At 69.3% G+C, this 18185-nt stretch carries 18 protein-coding genes; 6 read left to right on the top strand and 12 right to left on the bottom strand.

Annotated elements, in window-relative coordinates:
• Positions 1-91 precede the first annotated feature (91 nt).
• Together ACTWQO_RS04695 and ACTWQO_RS04690 are read left to right on the top strand one after the other, a co-directional pair.
• Positions 92-850, top strand: coding sequence for an IclR family transcriptional regulator (locus ACTWQO_RS04695; protein ID WP_443235915.1), 759 nt, complete (start codon positions 92-94; stop codon positions 848-850).
• A gap of 215 nt (positions 851-1065) precedes the next feature.
• Positions 1066-2199, top strand: a complete 1134-nt coding sequence (locus ACTWQO_RS04690) for a PP2C family protein-serine/threonine phosphatase (protein WP_443236002.1) — start codon at positions 1066-1068, stop codon at positions 2197-2199.
• Positions 2200-2218: 19 nt separating this feature from the next.
• Here ACTWQO_RS04690 and ACTWQO_RS04685 read toward each other — a convergent pair whose 3' ends face one another.
• Positions 2219-2797 (bottom strand): dihydrofolate reductase family protein, encoded by a 579-nt coding sequence (locus ACTWQO_RS04685; RefSeq protein ID WP_443235914.1) that lies wholly within the window; start codon positions 2795-2797, stop codon positions 2219-2221.
• Between the two features lie 155 nt (positions 2798-2952).
• Between ACTWQO_RS04685 and ACTWQO_RS04680 the strand changes: the two genes are divergently transcribed.
• On the top strand, positions 2953-4587 hold the full coding sequence (locus ACTWQO_RS04680; protein WP_443235913.1) for a PucR family transcriptional regulator: 1635 nt from the start codon (positions 2953-2955) through the stop codon (positions 4585-4587).
• 283 nt (positions 4588-4870) lie between these two features.
• Entirely contained in the window at positions 4871-6334 is a 1464-nt protein-coding gene (locus ACTWQO_RS04675; protein WP_443235912.1) for an amino acid permease, read from the top strand.
• Between the two features lie 92 nt (positions 6335-6426).
• Here the strand turns inward: ACTWQO_RS04675 and ACTWQO_RS04670 are convergent, their stop codons facing one another.
• On the bottom strand, positions 6427-7206 hold the full coding sequence (locus ACTWQO_RS04670; protein ID WP_443235911.1) for an inositol monophosphatase family protein: 780 nt from the start codon (positions 7204-7206) through the stop codon (positions 6427-6429).
• Positions 7207-7262: 56 nt separating this feature from the next.
• On the opposite strand from ACTWQO_RS04670, the gene ACTWQO_RS04665 reads away from it, so the two are divergent.
• Complete coding sequence (locus ACTWQO_RS04665; protein WP_443235910.1) at positions 7263-8162, top strand: LysR family transcriptional regulator; 900 nt, start codon at positions 7263-7265, stop codon at positions 8160-8162.
• Here ACTWQO_RS04665 and ACTWQO_RS04660 read toward each other — a convergent pair whose 3' ends face one another.
• The 9 genes from ACTWQO_RS04660 to ACTWQO_RS04620 all read right to left on the bottom strand — a co-directional run bounded on the left by ACTWQO_RS04660 (position 8163) and on the right by ACTWQO_RS04620 (position 15971).
• On the bottom strand, positions 8163-8771 hold the full coding sequence (locus ACTWQO_RS04660; protein WP_443235909.1) for an NAD(P)-dependent oxidoreductase: 609 nt from the start codon (positions 8769-8771) through the stop codon (positions 8163-8165).
• A gap of 93 nt (positions 8772-8864) precedes the next feature.
• Positions 8865-9488 carry a DedA family protein gene (locus ACTWQO_RS04655; RefSeq protein WP_443235908.1) on the bottom strand — a complete coding sequence of 208 codons (624 nt, stop codon included), beginning with the start codon at positions 9486-9488 and terminating at the stop codon, positions 8865-8867.
• Positions 9489-9548: 60 nt separating this feature from the next.
• Positions 9549-10457, bottom strand: coding sequence for a PDR/VanB family oxidoreductase (locus tag ACTWQO_RS04650; RefSeq protein WP_443235907.1), 909 nt, complete (start codon positions 10455-10457; stop codon positions 9549-9551).
• A 13-nt stretch (positions 10458-10470) separates the two neighbouring features.
• Complete coding sequence (locus tag ACTWQO_RS04645) at positions 10471-11115, bottom strand: MSMEG_1061 family FMN-dependent PPOX-type flavoprotein (RefSeq protein WP_443235906.1); 645 nt, start codon at positions 11113-11115, stop codon at positions 10471-10473.
• A gap of 84 nt (positions 11116-11199) precedes the next feature.
• Positions 11200-12117: an acetamidase/formamidase family protein gene (locus ACTWQO_RS04640; protein WP_443235905.1), complete on the bottom strand. Its 918-nt coding sequence runs from the start codon at positions 12115-12117 to the stop codon at positions 11200-11202.
• Between the two features lie 117 nt (positions 12118-12234).
• A complete protein-coding gene (locus ACTWQO_RS04635) occupies positions 12235-12549 on the bottom strand; it encodes an NIPSNAP family protein (RefSeq protein WP_443236007.1) in 315 nt (104 codons plus the stop codon).
• A 34-nt stretch (positions 12550-12583) separates the two neighbouring features.
• Positions 12584-13069, bottom strand: a complete 486-nt coding sequence (locus tag ACTWQO_RS04630) for a nuclear transport factor 2 family protein (RefSeq protein ID WP_443235904.1) — start codon at positions 13067-13069, stop codon at positions 12584-12586.
• Positions 13066-14853: a CocE/NonD family hydrolase gene (locus ACTWQO_RS04625; protein WP_443235903.1), complete on the bottom strand. Its 1788-nt coding sequence runs from the start codon at positions 14851-14853 to the stop codon at positions 13066-13068. Before ACTWQO_RS04625 ends, ACTWQO_RS04630 begins: the two co-directional genes overlap by 4 nt.
• The gene (locus tag ACTWQO_RS04620) at positions 14850-15971 is read right to left on the bottom strand and encodes an FAD-dependent oxidoreductase (protein ID WP_443235902.1); all 1122 of its coding nucleotides are present in this window, start codon (positions 15969-15971) and stop codon (positions 14850-14852) included. Before ACTWQO_RS04620 ends, ACTWQO_RS04625 begins: the two co-directional genes overlap by 4 nt.
• 190 nt (positions 15972-16161) lie before the next feature.
• On the opposite strand from ACTWQO_RS04620, the gene ACTWQO_RS04615 reads away from it, so the two are divergent.
• The gene (locus tag ACTWQO_RS04615; protein WP_443235901.1) at positions 16162-17076 is read left to right on the top strand and encodes a LysR family transcriptional regulator; all 915 of its coding nucleotides are present in this window, start codon (positions 16162-16164) and stop codon (positions 17074-17076) included.
• Between the two features lie 50 nt (positions 17077-17126).
• Here ACTWQO_RS04615 and ACTWQO_RS04610 read toward each other — a convergent pair whose 3' ends face one another.
• Entirely contained in the window at positions 17127-18173 is a 1047-nt protein-coding gene (locus tag ACTWQO_RS04610) for a terpene synthase family protein (RefSeq protein ID WP_443235900.1), read from the bottom strand.
• Positions 18174-18185 lie beyond the last annotated feature (12 nt).

The following is an 18185-nucleotide window of genomic DNA, read 5'->3' as shown; positions in this document are numbered from 1 at the left end:
CGCACTCACGCGACACGGAGAACTCTTGACCTGCCCGGCGTCCGAGGGGACCCGCCTTGCTCGCGGTGTGTGCCTGGCGCAAGCTGGTCGTATGGGTGCGGAGGACGGCCCTACGCTCATCACGTCCGTCCAGCGGGCTCTGCGCCTGCTGGAGGCGGTGAGTACGCACGAGAACGGCGCGCCTGCGAAACAGCTGGCACGTGAGACGGGCTTGCCCTTGGCGACCGCCTATCACCTGCTGCGGACGCTGGTCCACGACGGATACGTGCGGAAACTGGACGACGGCGGGTTCATCCTCGGCGACAAGCTGCAGACGCTGCAGACCACGGGCCGTGGACAGGCGCTGCTCAGCCGCGTCCGTCCCACGCTCGCCGCGCTGCGGGACGAGCTGGCGACTGCCGCCTACCTCACCTTCTACGAGGACGGCGAAATCCGGGTCGCGGAGATCGTCGACGGCCCTCGGGCGCCTCGCGTCGACCTCTGGGTGGGGTTCGAGGACGCGGGGCACGCCACCGCGCTGGGCAAGTCCGTGCTCCGAGAACTGGACGACGCCGACCGCAAGGACTACCTCTCCCGTCACCACCTCGCCGACCTCACCCCACGGACGATCACCAGCCGGCCGGAACTGCTTCGGCGACTGGACTCCTCACCCGTGGCCCCGGCCGTCACCGACCTGGAGGAGTACGCCCTCGGCACGGTCTGTGTCGCCGTACCCGTCTACAGCGGGGACATGCTCGGCTCGCTCGGAGTGTCACTGCCGGCGGACCGGCTGTCACGGCTACCCGAGATTCGGGCACGGCTGATCCCGACAGCGAGTCGCGTCACCAGGAGCCTCTCGCTCACTATCTGAAAATCCTCTTCTTGTGGGTCGCCGGGCTGACCCGTTTTCTGGATGAAACAGGCATTTCAGATGTGTGCCCTGCGCACAGGTGAGGACTGCGGACGAACATGAGTCAGGCCCGAGACCATGGTGGCAACCACTGGCCGATGCGGCTGTTCGGAAACCGAGTGGCCGGTGCCGGGGCTTCGGCCCGTAGGCGCGCTGTCGCGCAGTTGGCCGCCGGTATGGCCGTCCTGCCCGTGCTGATCGTCTCCGTCGTCGTATGCGTCGATCTCGCCGATGGAGCGGGGATGATCTGGCTGCCCCTGCTCGCGGCGGGACCCGCCTTGGCCGCCACCACCAACGGACCACGCGGCGTGCTCTGGGTCGGGCTCCTCACAGTGGTGCTGTGCGCCACGCTTGGCACCCGGGACGGTGTTCCGGGCCGTGAACTGGCCGCTGTGCTGTCCGCCCTGGTGGCTGTCACCCTTGCCGGCGGCCTGGCCAGCGCGTTGCGCGGGCGTCGTGAACGGGTGCTCGCGGCCGTCCGCTCGGTCGCGGAGACGGCGCAGCATGCGCTGCTCAAGCCTGTGCCGGCGACCGTCGGGCCGTATCAGGTGGCGGTCCGCTACAGCGCCGCGGCGGCCGAGGCCCGTATCGGCGGTGATCTCTACGCCCTGGTACCCACCCCGTACGGAGTGCGGCTGATCGTCGGCGATGTGCGCGGCAAAGGGCTGCCGGCCGTGGGGACCGCCGCCCTGGTGCTCGGTGTCTTCCGCGAGGCCGCCTACGACGAACCCGATCTCCTCGCCGTGGTCGACAGGATCGAGCGGAGTCTGGCGCGCAATCTCGGTCACGACGACTTCGTCACCGCCGTGGTCGTCGGGTTCCCGCAAGCAGGGCATCTGGAGGTGGTGAACTGCGGACACACGCCTCCGTTGCTGGTCCGTCCCTCCGGGAGCGTCGCGGCGGTCGAGCCCACGCATCCGGCCCCGCCCCTCGGACTGCGCGCCCTCACGGGCGAGACGCCCGGCCTCCGGGTGCTGCCCTTCACTGACGGGGATCAACTGCTTCTCTATACCGACGGGGTTACCGAGGCCCGGGACCGCGGCCGTGCGTTCTATCCGCTTGCCGAAGGGCTGGAGCGCCACGTCTCCCGCGAACCGGCACGCACCCTCGACGCTCTCCATGACGAACTGCTGGCACATGTCGGCGGTCGACTGCACGACGACGCGGCGCTGCTCCTGATCCGTAAGCCGGCTCTCTCCGAATCACGGGTTCCCGAAGCGACCGTTCCCGCGGCGACCGTTCCCGAGCCGGCGCCCCCGGCCCGAGGCCGCTGCTTCTCCGAGGCCCCGGACCTGGCTCCGGGCCGCTGAATCGGCCGGGACCGCTTTCTCAGACATGCAGGGTGGGCCGGTAGACGAGCTCTTGGATGTGGCCGTCGAGGGTCCGGTGCTCGATCAGTTCGAGGTCGAAGTCGGCTGCGCCCTGGAAGATCGGGGCCAGCCCGGTCCGACCGGTGATCACGGGGAAGAGCGTCACCTGGACGCGGTCGACCAGACCGGCGGCCATCAGCGCCCGGTTCATGGACAGGCTGCCGTGCGAACGCAACGGCACCTCGGACTCCTCCTTGAGGCGGGAGACGGCGTCGACGGCGTCGCCGCGCACGACGTTCGCATCCGGCCAGTCGAGGGGGCCGTCGAGGGTGGTCGACACCACCGTCGCCGGCAGGTTCCTCATCTGCGTGACCCATGGGTCACGCACCTCGGACTCCTCGGTGCTCGAGGCCAGCATCTGCGCGAACGCCCGATAGGTGTTTGCCCCGAAGACCACCCGCTGCTCCTCGCGGTACAGGGCGAGGCGGTGCGTGAGGAGCTCGGGGCCTTGCTTGCCCCAGTAGCCGGTCCAGTTCCCGCCGGCGGAGCCGAAGCCGTCGAGGCTGGAAAAGACGTCGAAGGTGTAGGTAGCGGTCATGACGTTCTCCTCGAGTGCGGTTGATCGCCTGTTGGGGATACAGACTGGCAACCACGGCGTGACTCATCGCCCTGCGGTCTCCGTCCCGCCCTGCGGATAGCATCAGAGGTCCGGCGTGGCTCCCAGCAGAGGCGACGATCATGGATCCGGCCGCGGTGTCTCCCCCCGCAGCGAGCATCAGCCTGCGTCAGTTGCTGATGGCGCTGGGGGACTCGTTGGTGGAGGTGCAGGCCGCTCCGGCGGGGCTGGATGTCGAGATCCGTGGCGTTGCGCTGCTCGATCCCGAGGATCCGCCGACCGCGCAGCCGGGTGAGCTGGTCCTCGCCATCGGTGCCCGTGGCCGAGCCGCGTCTCCCGCGCTGCGGGCGGCCGGGCGGGACGGCGCCGCGGCCGTGGTGGTCAAGCTGGACGGGCCCGGACAGGCCGCGCCGCTCAGCGAGACCGCTGCCGAGGCCGGGGTCGCCCTGCTCTCACTGCGCAGCGAAGCGCGCTGGGAGCAGGTGAACGCGCTGGCCCGGGCGGCGCTCGACGACGCACCGCCGGGTGAGTCCGGCCAAGGGGCCGAGGAGGGCGACCTGTTCTCGCTCGCCCAGACCACTGCCATCCTCACCAGCGGCATCGTCAGCATCGAGGATGCCGCGAACCGGGTGCTGGCCTACTCCCGAACTACCGACTCCGACGAGGCGGACGATCTGCGGCGGCGTTCCATTCTCGGCTGGCAGGGACCGGAGGGGTATCTGGCGAAGCTGCGCGAGTGGGGCGTGTTCCAGCATCTGCACTCCAGCGACGAGGTGATCGCCATCGACAGCCACCCCGAGCTGGGCATCCGCCGCCGTCTCGCGGTGGCGATCCGGTCCGGGGACCGGCAACTGGGCACCATCTGGGTGCAGGAGGGCTCGACTCCGCTGTCCGACCGCTCGCGACAGGCACTGCTGGGCGCCGCCCGGGTCGCCGCGCTCCACCTCGTACGCCGACGCCGAGAGCTCTCGGAGGACGTGACGCTGACCCGGACCCTGCTGGCCGGACTCCTGGAGGGCAGTACCGGACCGCAGCCGCTCGCCACCCACCTGGGATTCGACGCCAACCGCCCGGCCGCCGTGCTGGGCTTCTCGTACCGGACCACCGAGGCGCAGGAAAGCGCGGAGGTCGTCGCCGCGCCCGAGCTGACCCACACCGAGGTCACCAACCTGGTCTCCGTGCACATCGCCGCCCGGCACCGCAGCGCCCTGGTCACCCAGGTCGATCCCCGCATCTACGTGCTCCTGCCTCAGCTGCCCCGCGGCATCGACACGGACACGCTGCGCGGCTGGGCCCAGGAGATCACCGACGCCGTACGCCGCCACCTGGGCCTGCCACTGCGCGGCTCGGTCGGCTGCCTGGTGCCCGGTCTCGGAGACGTCCCCGAGTCTCGCCGGGAGGCCGACCGCATTCTCGACGCGATGGTGAGCGCCGGTGTGCCCACCGCCGTCGCCGCGCTTCCGGACATCCAGGCGGAAGTGCTGGTCAGCGAGATACTGACGTTGCTCGCCGCGCACCGCGAGATACGGGATCCACGACTGACCGCCCTGGTCTCGCACGACAATCGGCACCAGGGTCGGCTCGCCGAGACCCTTCTGACGTACCTGAACTGCCTGGGTGACATACGGGCGGCCGCAGCCCGGCTCCATGTGCATCCCAACACCCTGCGATACCGGCTTCGCCGGGCCGAGGAGCTGACCGGCCTCGATCTGAGCCGTCCCGACCAGCGTCTGCTGGCCATGCTCCAACTGCGGCTGCCGCCCGACGACTGACCCGGTTCCGCATTGGACGGACGTACAGCCATTGAGGGCGAGTTTGTTCGACCCTCACAAACACAGGGCCCCATGACGCTCCATACGCTTGCGCAAATCCATTTCCGCCAGTGATGCGGCTCACCTCCCACGAGGAGGCGGGGCGAAACGCGGACGTGCGGTGACGACCCCATCACCAGCACGGCACCCGGATACCGCGCATCGCACTGTGAACGCTTGCGGAAATCGTCAGTGCCCTGACCGCCCGCTCCTGGGCACTCCCAACCATTCAATGGATGTCGACATGACAACGCGTCCCCCAGATTCTCTGGCCTCCGACACCGTTCCACCCACCAGTGGTCAGCCTCCGGAGCAGCAGGCAGGTCTCCAGGCCGGTCTCAAGAACCGCCATCTGTCCATGATCGCCATCGGCGGGGTGATCGGCGCCGGTCTCTTCGTGGGCTCCGCCTCCGGCATCACCGCCGCCGGGCCCGGCATCCTGCTGTCCTACGCACTGGTCGGCGCTCTCGTCGTCTTCGTGATGCGGATGCTCGGCGAGATGGCCGCGGCCAACCCGACCTCCGGCTCCTTCTCCGCCTACGCGGACCGGGCGCTCGGCCGCTGGGCCGGGTTCTCGATCGGCTGGCTGTACTGGTTCTTCTGGGTCGTCGTGCTCGCCGTGGAGGCGACCGCGGGCGCGGTGATCCTGGAAGGGTGGGTGCCGGCCGTACCGCAGTGGGCCTGGGCCCTGATCGTGATGGTGGTGCTCACCGCCACGAACCTGGCCTCGGTGGGCTCCTTCGGCGAGTTCGAGTTCTGGTTCGCGGGCATCAAGGTCGTCGCCATCACGGGCTTCATCGTTCTCGGTGGCCTGGCGATCTTCGGTGTGCTGCCCGGCTCCGACAACGCCGCGACGGGCTTCGGCAATCTCACCGAACACGGCGGTTTCCTGCCGAACGGACCGGGCGCGATCCTCACCGGCATCCTGCTGGTCGTCTTCTCCTTCATGGGCAGCGAGATCGTCACCCTCGCCGCAGGTGAGTCCTCGGACGCCCAGCGGGCGGTGGCGAAGGCCACCAGGAGCGTGATCTGGCGGGTCGGTGTCTTCTACGTCGGCTCGATCCTCGTCGTGGTCGCCCTGCTGCCGTGGAACGACCCCGCGATCGAGAAGAAGGGCTCGTACGTCGCGGCACTCGACTCGATCGGCATCCCGCACGCCGGCGAGATTATGAACTTCATCGTGCTGACCGCCGTACTGTCCTGTCTCAACTCCGGCCTCTACACGGCCTCCAGGATGGCCTTCTCGCTCGGGCAGCGTGGCGACGCCCCGCGATCCTTCGTCCGGACGAACACGCGAGGTGTCCCGCAGGCCGCGATCCTGGCCTCTGTGGTCTTCGGCTTCGTGGCGGTCGCCTTCAACTACCTGTGGCCGGACACGGTGTTCCAGTTCCTGCTGAACTCCTCGGGCGCCGTCGCGCTCTTCGTGTGGCTGGTCATCTGCTTCTCGCAGCTGAAGATGCGGGGAATCATCCTGCGCGAGAGCCCGGAGAAGCTCGTCGTGCGGATGTGGCTGTTCCCGTACCTGACGTGGGCGACCATCGCCATGATCGCGTTCGTGCTCGTCTACATGCTCACCGACGACAAGGAGGGCGGTGGCCGGAGCCAGGTGCTCCTCTCGGTGCTCGTCGCCGCCGTGGTGATCGCGATCTCGTTGGTCCGGGAGCGGTCCCGCCGGAAGGACACCGAGGAGGCGGTCGTGCGGCGGTAGCCGCCGCGGACTGCCGACAGCGGCCGGGGGGTGGGTGTGGGGCCTTCTGTCCCCAACCCCACTCCTTCCCGGTTGTATCGAAATGGCTGCTGTCAGGCGGTGAGGACGGCCAGCGCGGCGGCGTGCACGCCGGGTGCGGCGGCGAGGTAGCTCTTGGTGGCCAGGTCCCACGGTTTGCCGTCGATGTCGGTCACGAGACCACCGGCCTCCTGGACCAGGAGCACGCCTGCCGCGTGGGAGCGGACGTTGTCGAACTGCCAGTGCAGGTCCATCCGGCCGGCGGCGACCTGGGCGAGCTGGCCGGTGACCGGTACGGAGACCTGCACGCACAGAGCGGAGTTCAGCATCGCGGTGAGGGCGGCGCCCATCCGCTTGGCGAGGTCGGGGTCGTGGCCCGGCTTGGCCTGGCCGGTCCCGACCAGGGCGCCGTCCAGCGACGTCTTGGCCGAAACGTGAAGCCGTACACCGTTGAGGAACGCCCCGCCGCCCTCGGTCGCGGTGAACATCTCGTCGAGGACCGGAGAGTAGACCACGGCCAGGACCGGGCGGCCGTCACGGACGAGGCTCACGCCGATGTTCCAGTCGGGCATGCCGTGCACGGCGTTGACGTTGCCGCCGACCGGGTCGATGAGCCACCACTCGCCCGCGCTCATCGGTCCCGATCCGTGTTCGTCATTCAGCCAGCCCGCGCTCGGCAGCACCTCGGTCAAGGCGGGACGCAACGTGTCGACGACGGCCGCGTCATTGGCCTGGAGGTTCGCGAGCAGTTCGGGGAGGCCGGACTGACGGGACTCGGTGGAGTAGCGCGTCATCATCCGGGCGCCGGCGTGGCGGACGGCGACGATGGTCGCGGCAAGCAGCTTCTGGTTCATGGGGATACCCCTGGAGTTGATTGAAGTGGATCTGTGTCTGGCTAGGATTTACTTTCATGCAATTGGACTTGAATCTGCTGACCGTGCTGGACGCCCTGCTCGAAGAAGGCAGCGTGATGGGCGCGGCCCGGCGGTTGCACCTGTCCTCGCCCGCGGTCAGCCGCACCCTCGGCCGGCTGCGCGCCGTCACCGGGGACGACATCCTGGTGCGCACCGGCCACTCCATGGCCCCCACCCCGTACGCGGTGTCGGTGCGAGAGGACGTGCACCGGCTGGTCCGGCAGGCGCACGAAGTGCTCTCGCCGATCCGTGAGCTGAACCTGGCCGAACTGGAGCGCACGTTCACGATCCAGTGCCACGACGCGGTGGCCGCGTCACTGGTACCGGTACTGGTCGGCAGGATCCAGCAGCGGGCTTCCGGGGTGCAGTTGCGGGTGCTGGCGGAGAACCGCGTCGACACCGACGACCTGCGACACGGCCGCGTCGACCTGGAACTCGGTGGCGGCAGGCCCACTCAGCCCGAGTTCCGGTCCGAGCCGCTCGGCGACGACCGGCTCGTCGTGGCGATGCGCGCCGACCACCCTTGCGCCGCCGCACTGGACCTGGCCTCCTATGCGGCGCAGCCGCACGTGGTGATCTCCCGGCGTGGCCGCCTGACCGCGCCGATCGACGAGACGCTGGCCGCCGAGGGCTTGCGGCGCCGGGTCGTCGCGGCGGTGGCCACGGTGTCCACCGCCCTGCAGATCGCCGCCCGCAGTGACGCGCTGGTCACCTGCACGGCGATCCTCGGCCGCCCGCTCATCGAGGCGTTCGGCCTGGTCGCGCGGCCGTTGCCGATCGAATTCCCGGCGGCGACCATCAACTGCAACTGGCACCAGCGCTATGACTCCGACCCGGCCCACGCGTGGCTCCGCGAACAAGTCCGGGCGTCGATCGAGGAGATCACCGCCTGCTGACTACTCTGCCAACGGCAGGGCCACGACACCGGGAAAACCAGGCGCCTCGGCTTCGTCGAGCATCGCCGCGGCGACGGTTTCCCGGCTGACCCGCGCACCGAGGTCGAAGGGAGGCGCGGCCTCCAGGCCGACCGTGCGCCGACGAGGGCTTTCCGGCCCGTCAGCAAGCATCCCGGCATGGAAGACGGTGCCCCCGGCCGCGAGAACGGTGTTGTCGGCTGCGACCTTGTCCGCCAGCCGGTCGCCCAGGACCTTGGCGAGCACATCTGCGCCTTCCCCTGCCACTTCGGCCGACTTGCCCGTGCCGTAGGCACCGAGCCAGATGACATGACGTGGGCCGGCGGCGACCACGGCCCGGGCGCCTGTCAGGAGAACCCCGGCCCGGTCCGTGCCGAGCGCGGAAAGGACCACGGAATCCCCGTCCACGACGCCGGCGATACTGGCCGCGTCGTTCACATCACCCGCCACTTTGCGCAGGTTCGGGGAGTCGGGCAGAGCGATCCGCTGAGGATCACGCGCGATGGCGGTCACGGTGTGACCACGTCGCAGCGCTTGTCGGGTGAGGGCGATTCCGGTCCGGCCGGAGGCCGCGAGGACGGTGAGGTTCATGCCGAGAACGCTAGAGACCCCGCAACTTAACATCAAGTGCAAGTATCTGACTTGATAAGTTACCCAGACGCAATCAACGGCGGAGCGGAACGGTCAGTCGATGGCTGTGTCCGCTGCGACGGCAGTCCTGCGGCGGCGGAGGTGACGTATGCCTTCGATGGCACCGGTCACCACGAACGCCAGCCCGACACCGACGGCGATGGCCAGCAGCGTGTTCTCCTGGAACACGACGCCGCCGAAGTAGCCGGTGAGGGCGGTGTAGGCGCTCCACGTGGCGGTGGCGAACGCGACGAACAGTACGTATTTCCCCAACGGGTAGCCGACGAGGCCGGTGGACAAGGTGGCCAGGTAGCGCCCCACCGGGATGAACCGTGTGGTCACCAGGATGAAGCCGCCGCGCGAGTCGAGTTCGCGGGCGAACCAGTCGTGTGCCGTCCGGCGTTTGGAGCCGGGTGGCAGGCGCTTGAGTATGCGTTCACCCATCAGTCGTCCGACCGTGTAGGGAACGAGATCGCCGAGAAGGGCACCGAGCGTCGTGGCGGCGATGACGAGCGCGATGTCGGTCTGCCCGGTGGCGGCGTAGACGCCTGCGACGATCACGACGGGTTCGCTCGGGATCAGTGGGAGGAAGGAGTCGAGGAAGGACACCGCGATGAGCACCGCGTACAACCACGGTGAGGAGATGACCGATTCGGCCAGCTCGAGCCAGTCGATCATAAGGGGCAGACCTTCGTCGTCAGGTGCGGATATATGGTCACGGGCTCTCTTTCGATAGGGTCAGAGGTCGACGGTGAGGTCGGACGACAGGGCCCGTGAGACGCAGCAGTACATGTGACCGGGTGGGGTGCCGATGTCGTCGCGGTGCTCCGGCTCTCCGTCGACGAGGGCGATCTCGCAACTGCCGCAGACGCCTTCACGGCATCCGGACGGTATGCGGAATCCCGCGTGGTTCAACGCGTCCAACATGGAGTCCTCCGCACTGACCCGGACAGTCCGTCCCGACCGGGCGCAGCGCACATCGAAAGCCTTGTTGGGCGCGAACTCCTTGGCCACCGGCCGGAAATGCTCGATATGCAGCTGCTGTGCGGGGAACACCGCCTCGGCCGCGTCGAGCATCGACGTGGGGCCGCAGCAGTACACCAGCGCCCGAGGGCCAAGCGCTGCAGCCTCCGCGGCGAAGTCGGGCCTGCCGTGCTGCTCGGTGGCGTGGATGCGCACCCGGCTGCCGTGCGCGGCCCGCAGTTCGTCGGCGAACGGCATGGTGGCCAGGGACCTGCCCACGTACACCAATGTCGCCGAGGCGCCCGCTTCGACCGCCGCTGTCAGCATCGGCACGATGGGGGTGATGCCGATCCCGCCGGCGAGGAACAGGTACTCCGGTGCGGGCAGCAGGGGAAAGTTGTTGCGTGGCACCGAGACGTCGAGTGTGCGGCCCTCGTCGAGGAACAGGTGGATGTACTCCGAGCCGCCCCGGCTGAGCCGGTCGTGACGGACGGCGACACGATACGTGTCGCGGTCGGCCGGGTTCCCGCACAGCGAGTACTGCCGGGTCAGCCAGTTGGGCAGTGCCAGATCGATGTGCGCGCCCGGTTCCCAGGGGGCCAGCGGGCCGTCGGCGCCGCGCAGGACGAGCGACACCGCGCCCTCGGCGACCGGCTCCGCCTTCTCGAGGATTGTTCGTTGCATGGCCGTATCGCCTTCAGTACAGGTGCCGGTAGTCGTCTTCGAGCATCTCTTCCAGCACCGTCGGATCCGCGTCGGCGAGCCCCATCTGGTCGACGGCGATCTCACCCATCGACGGCAGTTCCTCGGCCAGGGCCTGGCTCGCCGGATCCCACAGCCGGGAGCGGATCAGCGCGCGGCCGCAGTGGAAGAAGACCTCAGTCAATTCCACGACGATCGCCAGCTCGGCGCCCTTTCCCTCGGTGCGCATCCGGGCGAGCACGTCCGGTTCGTCGGTGGGATAGGCACGACCGTTGACACGCAGCACTTCCCGCACTCCGGGGACGACGAACATCAGCCCGATCCCGTCGTTCTCGGCGAGATTGCGAAAAGAGTCGGCGAGGTTGTTGCCTGGCCGGTCGGGAATGGCGAGCGTGCGCTCATCGAGTACTTTGACGAATCCCGGAAAGTCACCGCGCGGTGAACTGTCGGGGAGTCCTGTCGCGTCCGACGTGGCCATTGCCAGGAAAGGGGAGTGGGCGATGAAACGGCGGCAGTGCCGGTCGAGCCGGTCGTGTATTTTGCGCTTGATCAGGTCCTCGGGCTCGCCGATCCGGGCGCGTACGTCCGCGAAGGAAATCCGGCGCGGACGGGCCTCGGAGATTGCGTCATCGCTGGTCACATGATGGTCATGAGTGATCATTCAGGTTGCTTTCTACTCGCTTCCACAAGGCCCGCGACAGGCCCAGTCGGCGTGCCGTGGGGGTCACCGGACGGCGTCGTACGGCAGCACGGCGTGTACGCCCCACGTTTCGTTGGCCACTTGGGTGATCCGCAGGTCGACGGTTGCGCCGGCCAGGGCCAGCGCGGCTGTCCTGTCCAGATCGAACAGTGAGCGCAGCCAGACGAGCATGGAGTCCAGCGCATCCCCCGTCGCCACGTTCAGGTCCTCGTCGAAACCGAAGGTGACCCGCCCTTCAGGCGTCTCGGCGTGGATACCGGGAACCGGGGCCCGCTCCCGGAGGTTCAGTGTCACTTCCGTCGTCATGGGACACTCGATCGCCGTGCCCGCGACCTCGCCGTTCCCCTGCGCCGCGTGGCCGTCTCCCAGGTGGAGCATCGCACCGGGCACGGTCACCGGCAGGTACAGCGTCGAACCCGCCACCAGTTCACGGCAGTCGATGTTTCCCCCGCTCCCCGCTCGCGGCGGGATGGTGGAATGCGGGCCCGGCTCCACCGGAGGGACACCGACCACACCCAGGAAAGGCGCGATGTCCACGGTCCGGCCGCGGTCGTTGGTGGCCGTCCCGTCGCCGATGTCCCACAACAGCCATGACGGGGGTCCGTCGGCGACGCCGAGTCGGCGCGTCAGCGGGTTGTCCTTCACCCCGGCGAGCGTCCACCCCCAGGTGCCGGCCCTGACGGACCCGAAGCGCACCTCGAGGACCATGCCCGGCTCCGCGCCCCGGACCGCGATCGGCCCGGTGAGACAGTGGCCGGTCCGGTCCTCGAACATCCTCGGCCTCGGGTCACCGGGTGTTCGCATCGGCTCCAGGTACCCTGCGGCGTCCAGCGAGCCGACCACCACCGAGTCGCCGGCGTCCACGGTGAGAACCGTTGGGGTGTCCCGGCTGAAGACGTTCACCACGGTGTCCCGTGTCGCCGGCAGTTCGTGTCGAACCATTCGAAGCCTCCCTTCGCGTCGTCGATGGATCCAGGTCGTGTACCGCAGTCCCGGTCCGCGGCAGCCGGGAGGGATGGGGTGGCCGGCGCCGCGGCACGGAAAGTTGGGCGGGCGGGGTCAGCGGAGCCCGGACCGTGGGGCAGGTTCCAGCCGGACCGTGGAAGCCGTCCCGCCCGACAGCGCGGAAAGGGTGTCGACGACGGTTGCGCACCGGGAATGCCCATGGACGGCGGCCAGGACGCGTTCCCGGTCGGCGGCGTCCTCGAAGCGCCGGATCCAGACGAAGGCGTCCTCGTCATCGGCCACCGTGAACGCTCCCACCACGTGCATCCCCATTTCCTGGTGCAGTGGGATGACGGTCTCGTCCATGTAGCGGGCCATTTCCGTGCCGCGGCCGGCGCGGGCGCGTTCCGTGCGTATCTCGTAGAACATGGGTTCCTCTCCGTTGCGTCCTCCGCGGCTGCCGTCAGGACGCGGGTCCGGTGCGGGCGGCGGCGAGCTCGTAGACGCCGGGGGAGCCCTCCCACGGGGCGGTGCGCACCACGGCCCAGTGGTGTATCAGCCAGCGTCCGCCGGATCGGCGGAGCCTGAGCCGCCAGAGGCCACGCATCGTGCAGTGGTCGGTGACACCGGGGTCCGCGGGGACGTGGTGGTAGGCGACCATGTGCGCGCGGCACTCGGCCTCGTCACCCGACAGCTGTATGACGAGGTCGGTGGCCGCGTGGTGGGTGCAGTCGAAGCCCTCCAGGGTCGTACGGGCGAGCTCGACCAGCTCGGCGGCCGGCACAGTCGCCGGCGGGGTGCCGTGGTGATGGGCCGACAGGTCCAGACGCACCGCGTCGGCGAACAGTTGCCGCAGAGCGGTCCAGTCCCGGTCGTCCTGGGCGTGGGCGAGACCGGCGACGACATCGGCGACGGCTGCCCGGTCCACCAGGTCCTGAAGTGCGCTCATGTCGGCTCCTCCGTTGCCGTGGGGTGTTCGGTCTCCGGCCGTTCGACCAGCGGTAGGACCAGGCGGCTCGGGTGGGCCGGTCCGTGGTGGACCCGGTTGACCGCGATGGCCAGGTCGTCCTCGCTGTCGGCCGCGATCGTCCTGCCCGTGTTGGTGTTGCGGTCGTAGCGGGGGAAGTTGCTGCTGGAGACTTCGAGCCGGATGCGGTGCCCGGGCAGGAACACGTTCGCGGTGACGCTCAGGTCGATGGCCAACTCGTAGACCGTTCCCGGCTCCAGGGGCTCCGGATCGGTGAGTGACGTGCGGTAGCGGGCGCGCTGGATGCCCTCGCACAGCAGGATCGCCCTGCCGTCGGGGTGCACGTCGACGAGCTTGCCGGTGAAGTCGGTGTCCGGTGCCGAGGAGGAGACGTGCAGGACCAGGGTGACGTGGCCGGTGACCTCGACGGGATGCTCGAGGACGGGAGTGGTGAAGCACAGCACGTCCTCGCGCGTTTCGACGGCTGCTTGGTCGGCCGGTCCGGGGAAGGCGCCGGAGGCGGCAGCGAGCACGGTGCCACCCAGGCTCGGGACCGGGCGGCGTGGGTCGTAGAGGAACGTGTCCGCCGCCGCCACCGACACGGCGTCGCGTGTCAGGACGCCGTCACCGCCGACGGTGTTGGCGCGGCCGCCCCCGGCGAGGAAGAAGTCGGTGTGACGGGTGTCGGGCAGCGGCCAGTCCACCTCGTCACGCCACCGGTCGACGCCCATGACGAAGATCCGGACCCGGTGGGCGTCGTCGGGGGCGTCCGTGAGGCCGCGGACCCAGCGGTCGTAGAACCGTAGGTGCTCGCCGGTGACGTCGGCGGACTTGATGCCGCTGTGGAGTCCGAACGACCGGTCGGGGAAGGTGCCGAGGTCGGCGCCGTCGGCGTGGCACCAGGGGCCGATGAGCAGCCGTTGACCGTCGCGGGCCGCGGCACTGCCACCGTGGCGGCGCATCATCGTGTAGGACCGCACGGTTTCGCCGATGAACACGTCGTACCAGCCTCCTATGTGGAGCGCGGGGACGGCGATGTCACCGCAGTGGTCGATCGAGGCGACCTCCTGCCAGAACGTGTCCCGCTCCGGGTGGTCGAGCACCTGGCCGACCCAGGGCAGATGGCGGGTGACCGCGCCGCGGTCGGCGACCGGCAGCGGGTCGTGCAGCAGCCGCGGTTCGGACAGGCCGGACAGAAGTGCGTGGGCGTCGCCCGGATCGCCGTGTCCGCCCGCGAGGCCGCGGCGCAGGTTACGCAGGGCCGAGAGCGTTCCCCAGGTCAGGACAGCGTCCTGCGACAGCGCTCCGCCCGGGGAGTACCACGGTGCCGCGTACGGGTCGGCGGAGGTCATCACGGGCGCGATCGCCCGCAGTGCCGGTCCACCGTGCACGGCCGCCTGCCACTGCGCGAATCCCATGTAGGACCCGCCCCACATGCCGACCGCGCCGTCGCACCACGGCTGTCCGGCCAGCCACGCGAGGGTGTCGGCACCGTCACGGCCCTCGTTGGCGTGGGGCACGAACGGTCCGGGTGAACGGGAGGTCCCGCGGACGTCCTGGGCCACCACCGCGTAGCCGGCCTCCACGAAGGCGAACACGTCCGGCAGCTTCGGGTTGCCGTACGTTCCGGCGTCGTCCTTGCCGTAGGGGGTACGGACCAACAGCGCGGGAAACGGTCCCGGCCCTTCAGGCCGCCACACGTTGGTCGCGAGCGCGATGCCGTCACGCATCGGCACCCGCACGTCCACTTCGACGACGAATGTCATGCGCCCACCCGGTTGTTCCCGGGGCGCTGCGGTCGCTGGGAGATCATCCAGTGGCTGAACGCGACATAGTTCTGCGCGAACTCCTGTGGTGTGGGCGCGTGTTCCACCGCCGCGGACAGTCGCGCGATGTGGGCGTACCGCGGGATCTGGTCGGCCTCGTAGGCGGCCAGCGCGACGGGCACGTCGCCGGTGGGGGTGAGCAGGCGGCCGAGCAGGGCAGCGTCCTCGATGCCCAGCGTCGCGCCCGCGGTGATGTGCGGAGACATCGCGTGGGCCGCGTCCCCGGCCAGGACCACCCGCGCGGAAACCCAGTGGGAGAGCGGCGGCACGAGCATGACCTGGTTGTGCAGGACGAGATCCTCGGGCGTCGCGTCGATCAACCCAGCCAGAACCCCGTCCCGCCCTTCCCCCTCCAGATGGACGACCCGTTCCATGGCCTGCTGCTTCGGACTGCCCGTCAGCGGCGGCGAGTTGAATTGGTTCAACAGCCAGTAGACGCGCCCGTCGTAGGTACGTATGTAGCCGCCCCGGCAGCCGTGGGTGCCCAGGATCAGCCGGTCCTCGGGCACCGTGATCCCGGTGGCCGGGATGACCGCGCGCCAGGCGTGGTGGCCGGGATGTTCCCGCGCCGGAGTGCCCGGCACCAACTGCGCGCGCACCGCCGAGTACGCCCCGTCCGCCCCCACCAGCACGTCGGCTTCCTCGCTGCTGCCGTCGGCCAGGTGGACCGTGACATGCTCCGCGTGCTCCTCGTACGCAGTGAACCCGGCGGCCAGGCGGATGTTGTCCCGCCCAACGGCGTCGGCGAGCAGATCGTTCAACTCGGCCCGGTGGACCAGCAGGTACTGATGGTCCTCGGAACCGAACCCCGGGGTGTCGAGCAGCCGCCCGGCGGGATCGTGGAAGTACATCTCTGTGGGGACACCGATACAGCGCACCTCCTCGCCGACGGCGAGGTCGTCGAAGACCGCCAGCGCGTTCGCCCAGAGCCCCAGCGAGGCCCCGTCGGCGCGGATCTCCGGCGCGCGCTCACAGATCACCACCTCGATCCCCGCATGGCGCAGTGCGAGCCCGGTTGTCAGGCCCACGATCCCGGCACCGATCACGACCGCGCGCATCACAGCCCGACCCTGGTCGCGCCGGAACCGCGACCATCAGCGTCAATGTGCCTGCTGTCGCGAGGTGGGCAGATGCGGATGTCCACTGCGAACTCCTCATGTCGTCGAGTGAGTTCGACGTTAGGAAACGCAGCCGATTCACACCAGTGCAACCTAGGTAAGTACTTCTTTCGTGAGTGATAATCCGGGGATGGACTACGTCGATCTGAACCTCATCGAGGCATTGGACGCGCTGCTCACCGAGAACAGCGTGACGAAGGCCGCGGAACGCCTGCACACCTCGCCACCGGCGATGAGCCGCGCCCTGGCCCGATTGCGCCGCGCCTTCGACGACCCGCTCCTCGTGCGTGCCGGACGCGACCTCGTGCCCACACCCCGAGCCCTGGAACTGCGTGGTGAGGTGCACGCGGTCGCCACCCGGGCGCGCGCACTCTTCGCGCCGTCGAACACCGCCGATCCCCGAACCGTTGTGCGCACGTTCGACCTGCAAGTCGACGACATGCTGTCCACGACCTTCATTCCGTCGCTCCTCGACGATCTACGGGTCCAGGCGCCCGGTATCTCACTGCGGTTGCGGCCGGAGAGCCTCGAGGACACCCCGGCCCTGCGCGAAGGACTGGTGGATCTGGAGATCGGGATCGTGCGTCCCGGTGATCCGGAGATCCGCTCGGAAACACTTCTCACGGAGACACTGATCGGCGTGGTTCGGCCGGAGCATCCACTCGCGAGGACGAAAACCGTCACACCGCGGCGGCTCGCCGCCACCGACCACGTCGTCGTGTCGCGACGCGGCCGAGCTCACGGCCCGATCGACGAGCAGCTCGCCGAACTGGGCCTGAGCCGACGCGTGGTGGCCGTGGTCCCCAGCGTCGCGACCGCGCTGTTCCTGGCCCGCGAAACCGACGTCGTCAGCGTTGCCCCGGCCGGACTCGGACGGCCGATGCTCAACACACTCGGGCTGCGCACGTTCCCGATCCCCCTGGCGCTGCCGTCCCTGACCATCGGCATGGCGTGGCACCCACGTAATCACCACGACCGCACGCATCAATTGCTACGCGAACGTATCCGCCACATCATGACCACGGCTGTCGACGGAGCCGCGTGAGCAGTCCGGTGCCCGGCCAGGGCAGAGGCCTGCCGCCGAGCGAGCGGGCGTCAACAGCGCCCGGCAGGGCGGTCAGCGGCATCCGCGGTCGCCATGAGCCGGGCTTCGAGGTATTCGTCGGGTCGCTCCGCATCGCCATCGACGGACCGGGCGTAGCGCTGTGTGCGTCTGGACCAGTCGAGGTTGCCGCGCATCCACGTCCGCATGCCGGTGAGGCAGGGGGCGAGTTGCCCGGCCCGGTGGGGATGGGCGGTGAGCAGTCGGGCCTCCGCTCGCAGGAAGCGGTCCGTCTCCTGCTGGATGGCTGTGTGGACGTGGTCCAGCGCGGCCGACCGGTCCAGTCCGCGATGGTGCTGGACGAGGAAGACGAGGTTGTGCACCTCGCCCCGCGAACGCTCCTTGGCCAGCGAGTAGACGTCGTTGGTCCAACAGACGACGTTGCAGGCGGCGTTGAGGGCGGAGGTGAACTCGGCGCCGGTGTAGAGGGTGTCGGGCACCGAGACGTCCACCGCGATCTCTATGAGGTCCATGCAGACGTAGATCGCGCCCGTGTGTCTGCGGTTGACGACGTACGCCTCCTCCGACGGGACGGTGCCGTGGACTCGATTGCCCACCTCCCAGACGGCCGCTGTCCTCAGACATGTCCCGAGGTGCCCGGCGAATCGACGGTGCCACTCGGGGTGTCCGAGCGGCGCGGTGCGCTCCCACAGATCGGCCAGTGCGGAGACAGCGGTGGGAGTGTCCGGGCTTGCCGAGCCGGTTGGGTGGTGCCCGCTCAGTACGGCGCACATCTGGTCCACGATCCGCAGTGCCCGTGCCGGGTCGCGTCCGACCGTTCCGTCGTCGAGCTGGTCGTCGACCAGGAACAGCCAGGCGAACCAGTCGGCCATGAGGTCCAGGCGAGTGGCGTCGGCGGTCGGATACACCGCTGCCGCGAACCACCCGAAGTCCGCTCTCTGGAAGCGTCTCCAGGCCGATTCCCGGTGGACGAGACGGGTGCGTCGTACCCAGTCGGCCACATGACGACGCGTCCGCTCCGTATGGGGATTGAGCCGGTGCGGGAACGGGCTGAGGATGCCCTGCTGAGAGGTGTCCATGAACGTACGGCC

It is taken from the genome of Streptomyces sp. 4N124, from assembly GCF_052245395.1.
Taxonomy (GTDB): Bacteria; Actinomycetota; Actinomycetes; order Streptomycetales; family Streptomycetaceae; genus Streptomyces.
The sequence above is the reverse complement of the archived record's forward strand: the minus strand, read 5'-3'. Positions and strand labels throughout refer to the sequence as shown.

Excerpts from the sequence above, each read along its gene's own strand:
- ACTWQO_RS04620 (WP_443235902.1), bottom strand. The coding sequence starts at position 15,971 with ATGCGCGCGGTCGTGATCGGTGCCGGGATCGTGGGCCTGACAACCGGG.
- ACTWQO_RS04650 (WP_443235907.1), bottom strand. The coding sequence starts at position 10,457 with ATGCAACGAACAATCCTCGAGAAGGCGGAGCCGGTCGCCGAGGGCGCG.
- ACTWQO_RS04670 (WP_443235911.1), bottom strand. The coding sequence starts at position 7,206 with ATGAACCAGAAGCTGCTTGCCGCGACCATCGTCGCCGTCCGCCACGCC.
- ACTWQO_RS04675 (WP_443235912.1), top strand. The coding sequence starts at position 4,871 with ATGACAACGCGTCCCCCAGATTCTCTGGCCTCCGACACCGTTCCACCC.
- ACTWQO_RS04610 (WP_443235900.1), bottom strand. The coding sequence starts at position 18,173 with ATGGACACCTCTCAGCAGGGCATCCTCAGCCCGTTCCCGCACCGGCTC.
- ACTWQO_RS04690 (WP_443236002.1), top strand. The coding sequence starts at position 1,066 with ATGGCCGTCCTGCCCGTGCTGATCGTCTCCGTCGTCGTATGCGTCGAT.
- ACTWQO_RS04655 (WP_443235908.1), bottom strand. The coding sequence starts at position 9,488 with ATGATCGACTGGCTCGAGCTGGCCGAATCGGTCATCTCCTCACCGTGG.
- ACTWQO_RS04685 (WP_443235914.1), bottom strand. The coding sequence starts at position 2,797 with ATGACCGCTACCTACACCTTCGACGTCTTTTCCAGCCTCGACGGCTTC.
- ACTWQO_RS04660 (WP_443235909.1), bottom strand. The coding sequence starts at position 8,771 with ATGAACCTCACCGTCCTCGCGGCCTCCGGCCGGACCGGAATCGCCCTC.
- ACTWQO_RS04615 (WP_443235901.1), top strand. The coding sequence starts at position 16,162 with ATGGACTACGTCGATCTGAACCTCATCGAGGCATTGGACGCGCTGCTC.
- ACTWQO_RS04695 (WP_443235915.1), top strand. The coding sequence starts at position 92 with ATGGGTGCGGAGGACGGCCCTACGCTCATCACGTCCGTCCAGCGGGCT.
- ACTWQO_RS04665 (WP_443235910.1), top strand. The coding sequence starts at position 7,263 with ATGCAATTGGACTTGAATCTGCTGACCGTGCTGGACGCCCTGCTCGAA.
- ACTWQO_RS04625 (WP_443235903.1), bottom strand. The coding sequence starts at position 14,853 with ATGACATTCGTCGTCGAAGTGGACGTGCGGGTGCCGATGCGTGACGGC.
- ACTWQO_RS04640 (WP_443235905.1), bottom strand. The coding sequence starts at position 12,117 with ATGGTTCGACACGAACTGCCGGCGACACGGGACACCGTGGTGAACGTC.
- ACTWQO_RS04635 (WP_443236007.1), bottom strand. The coding sequence starts at position 12,549 with ATGTTCTACGAGATACGCACGGAACGCGCCCGCGCCGGCCGCGGCACG.
- ACTWQO_RS04630 (WP_443235904.1), bottom strand. The coding sequence starts at position 13,069 with ATGAGCGCACTTCAGGACCTGGTGGACCGGGCAGCCGTCGCCGATGTC.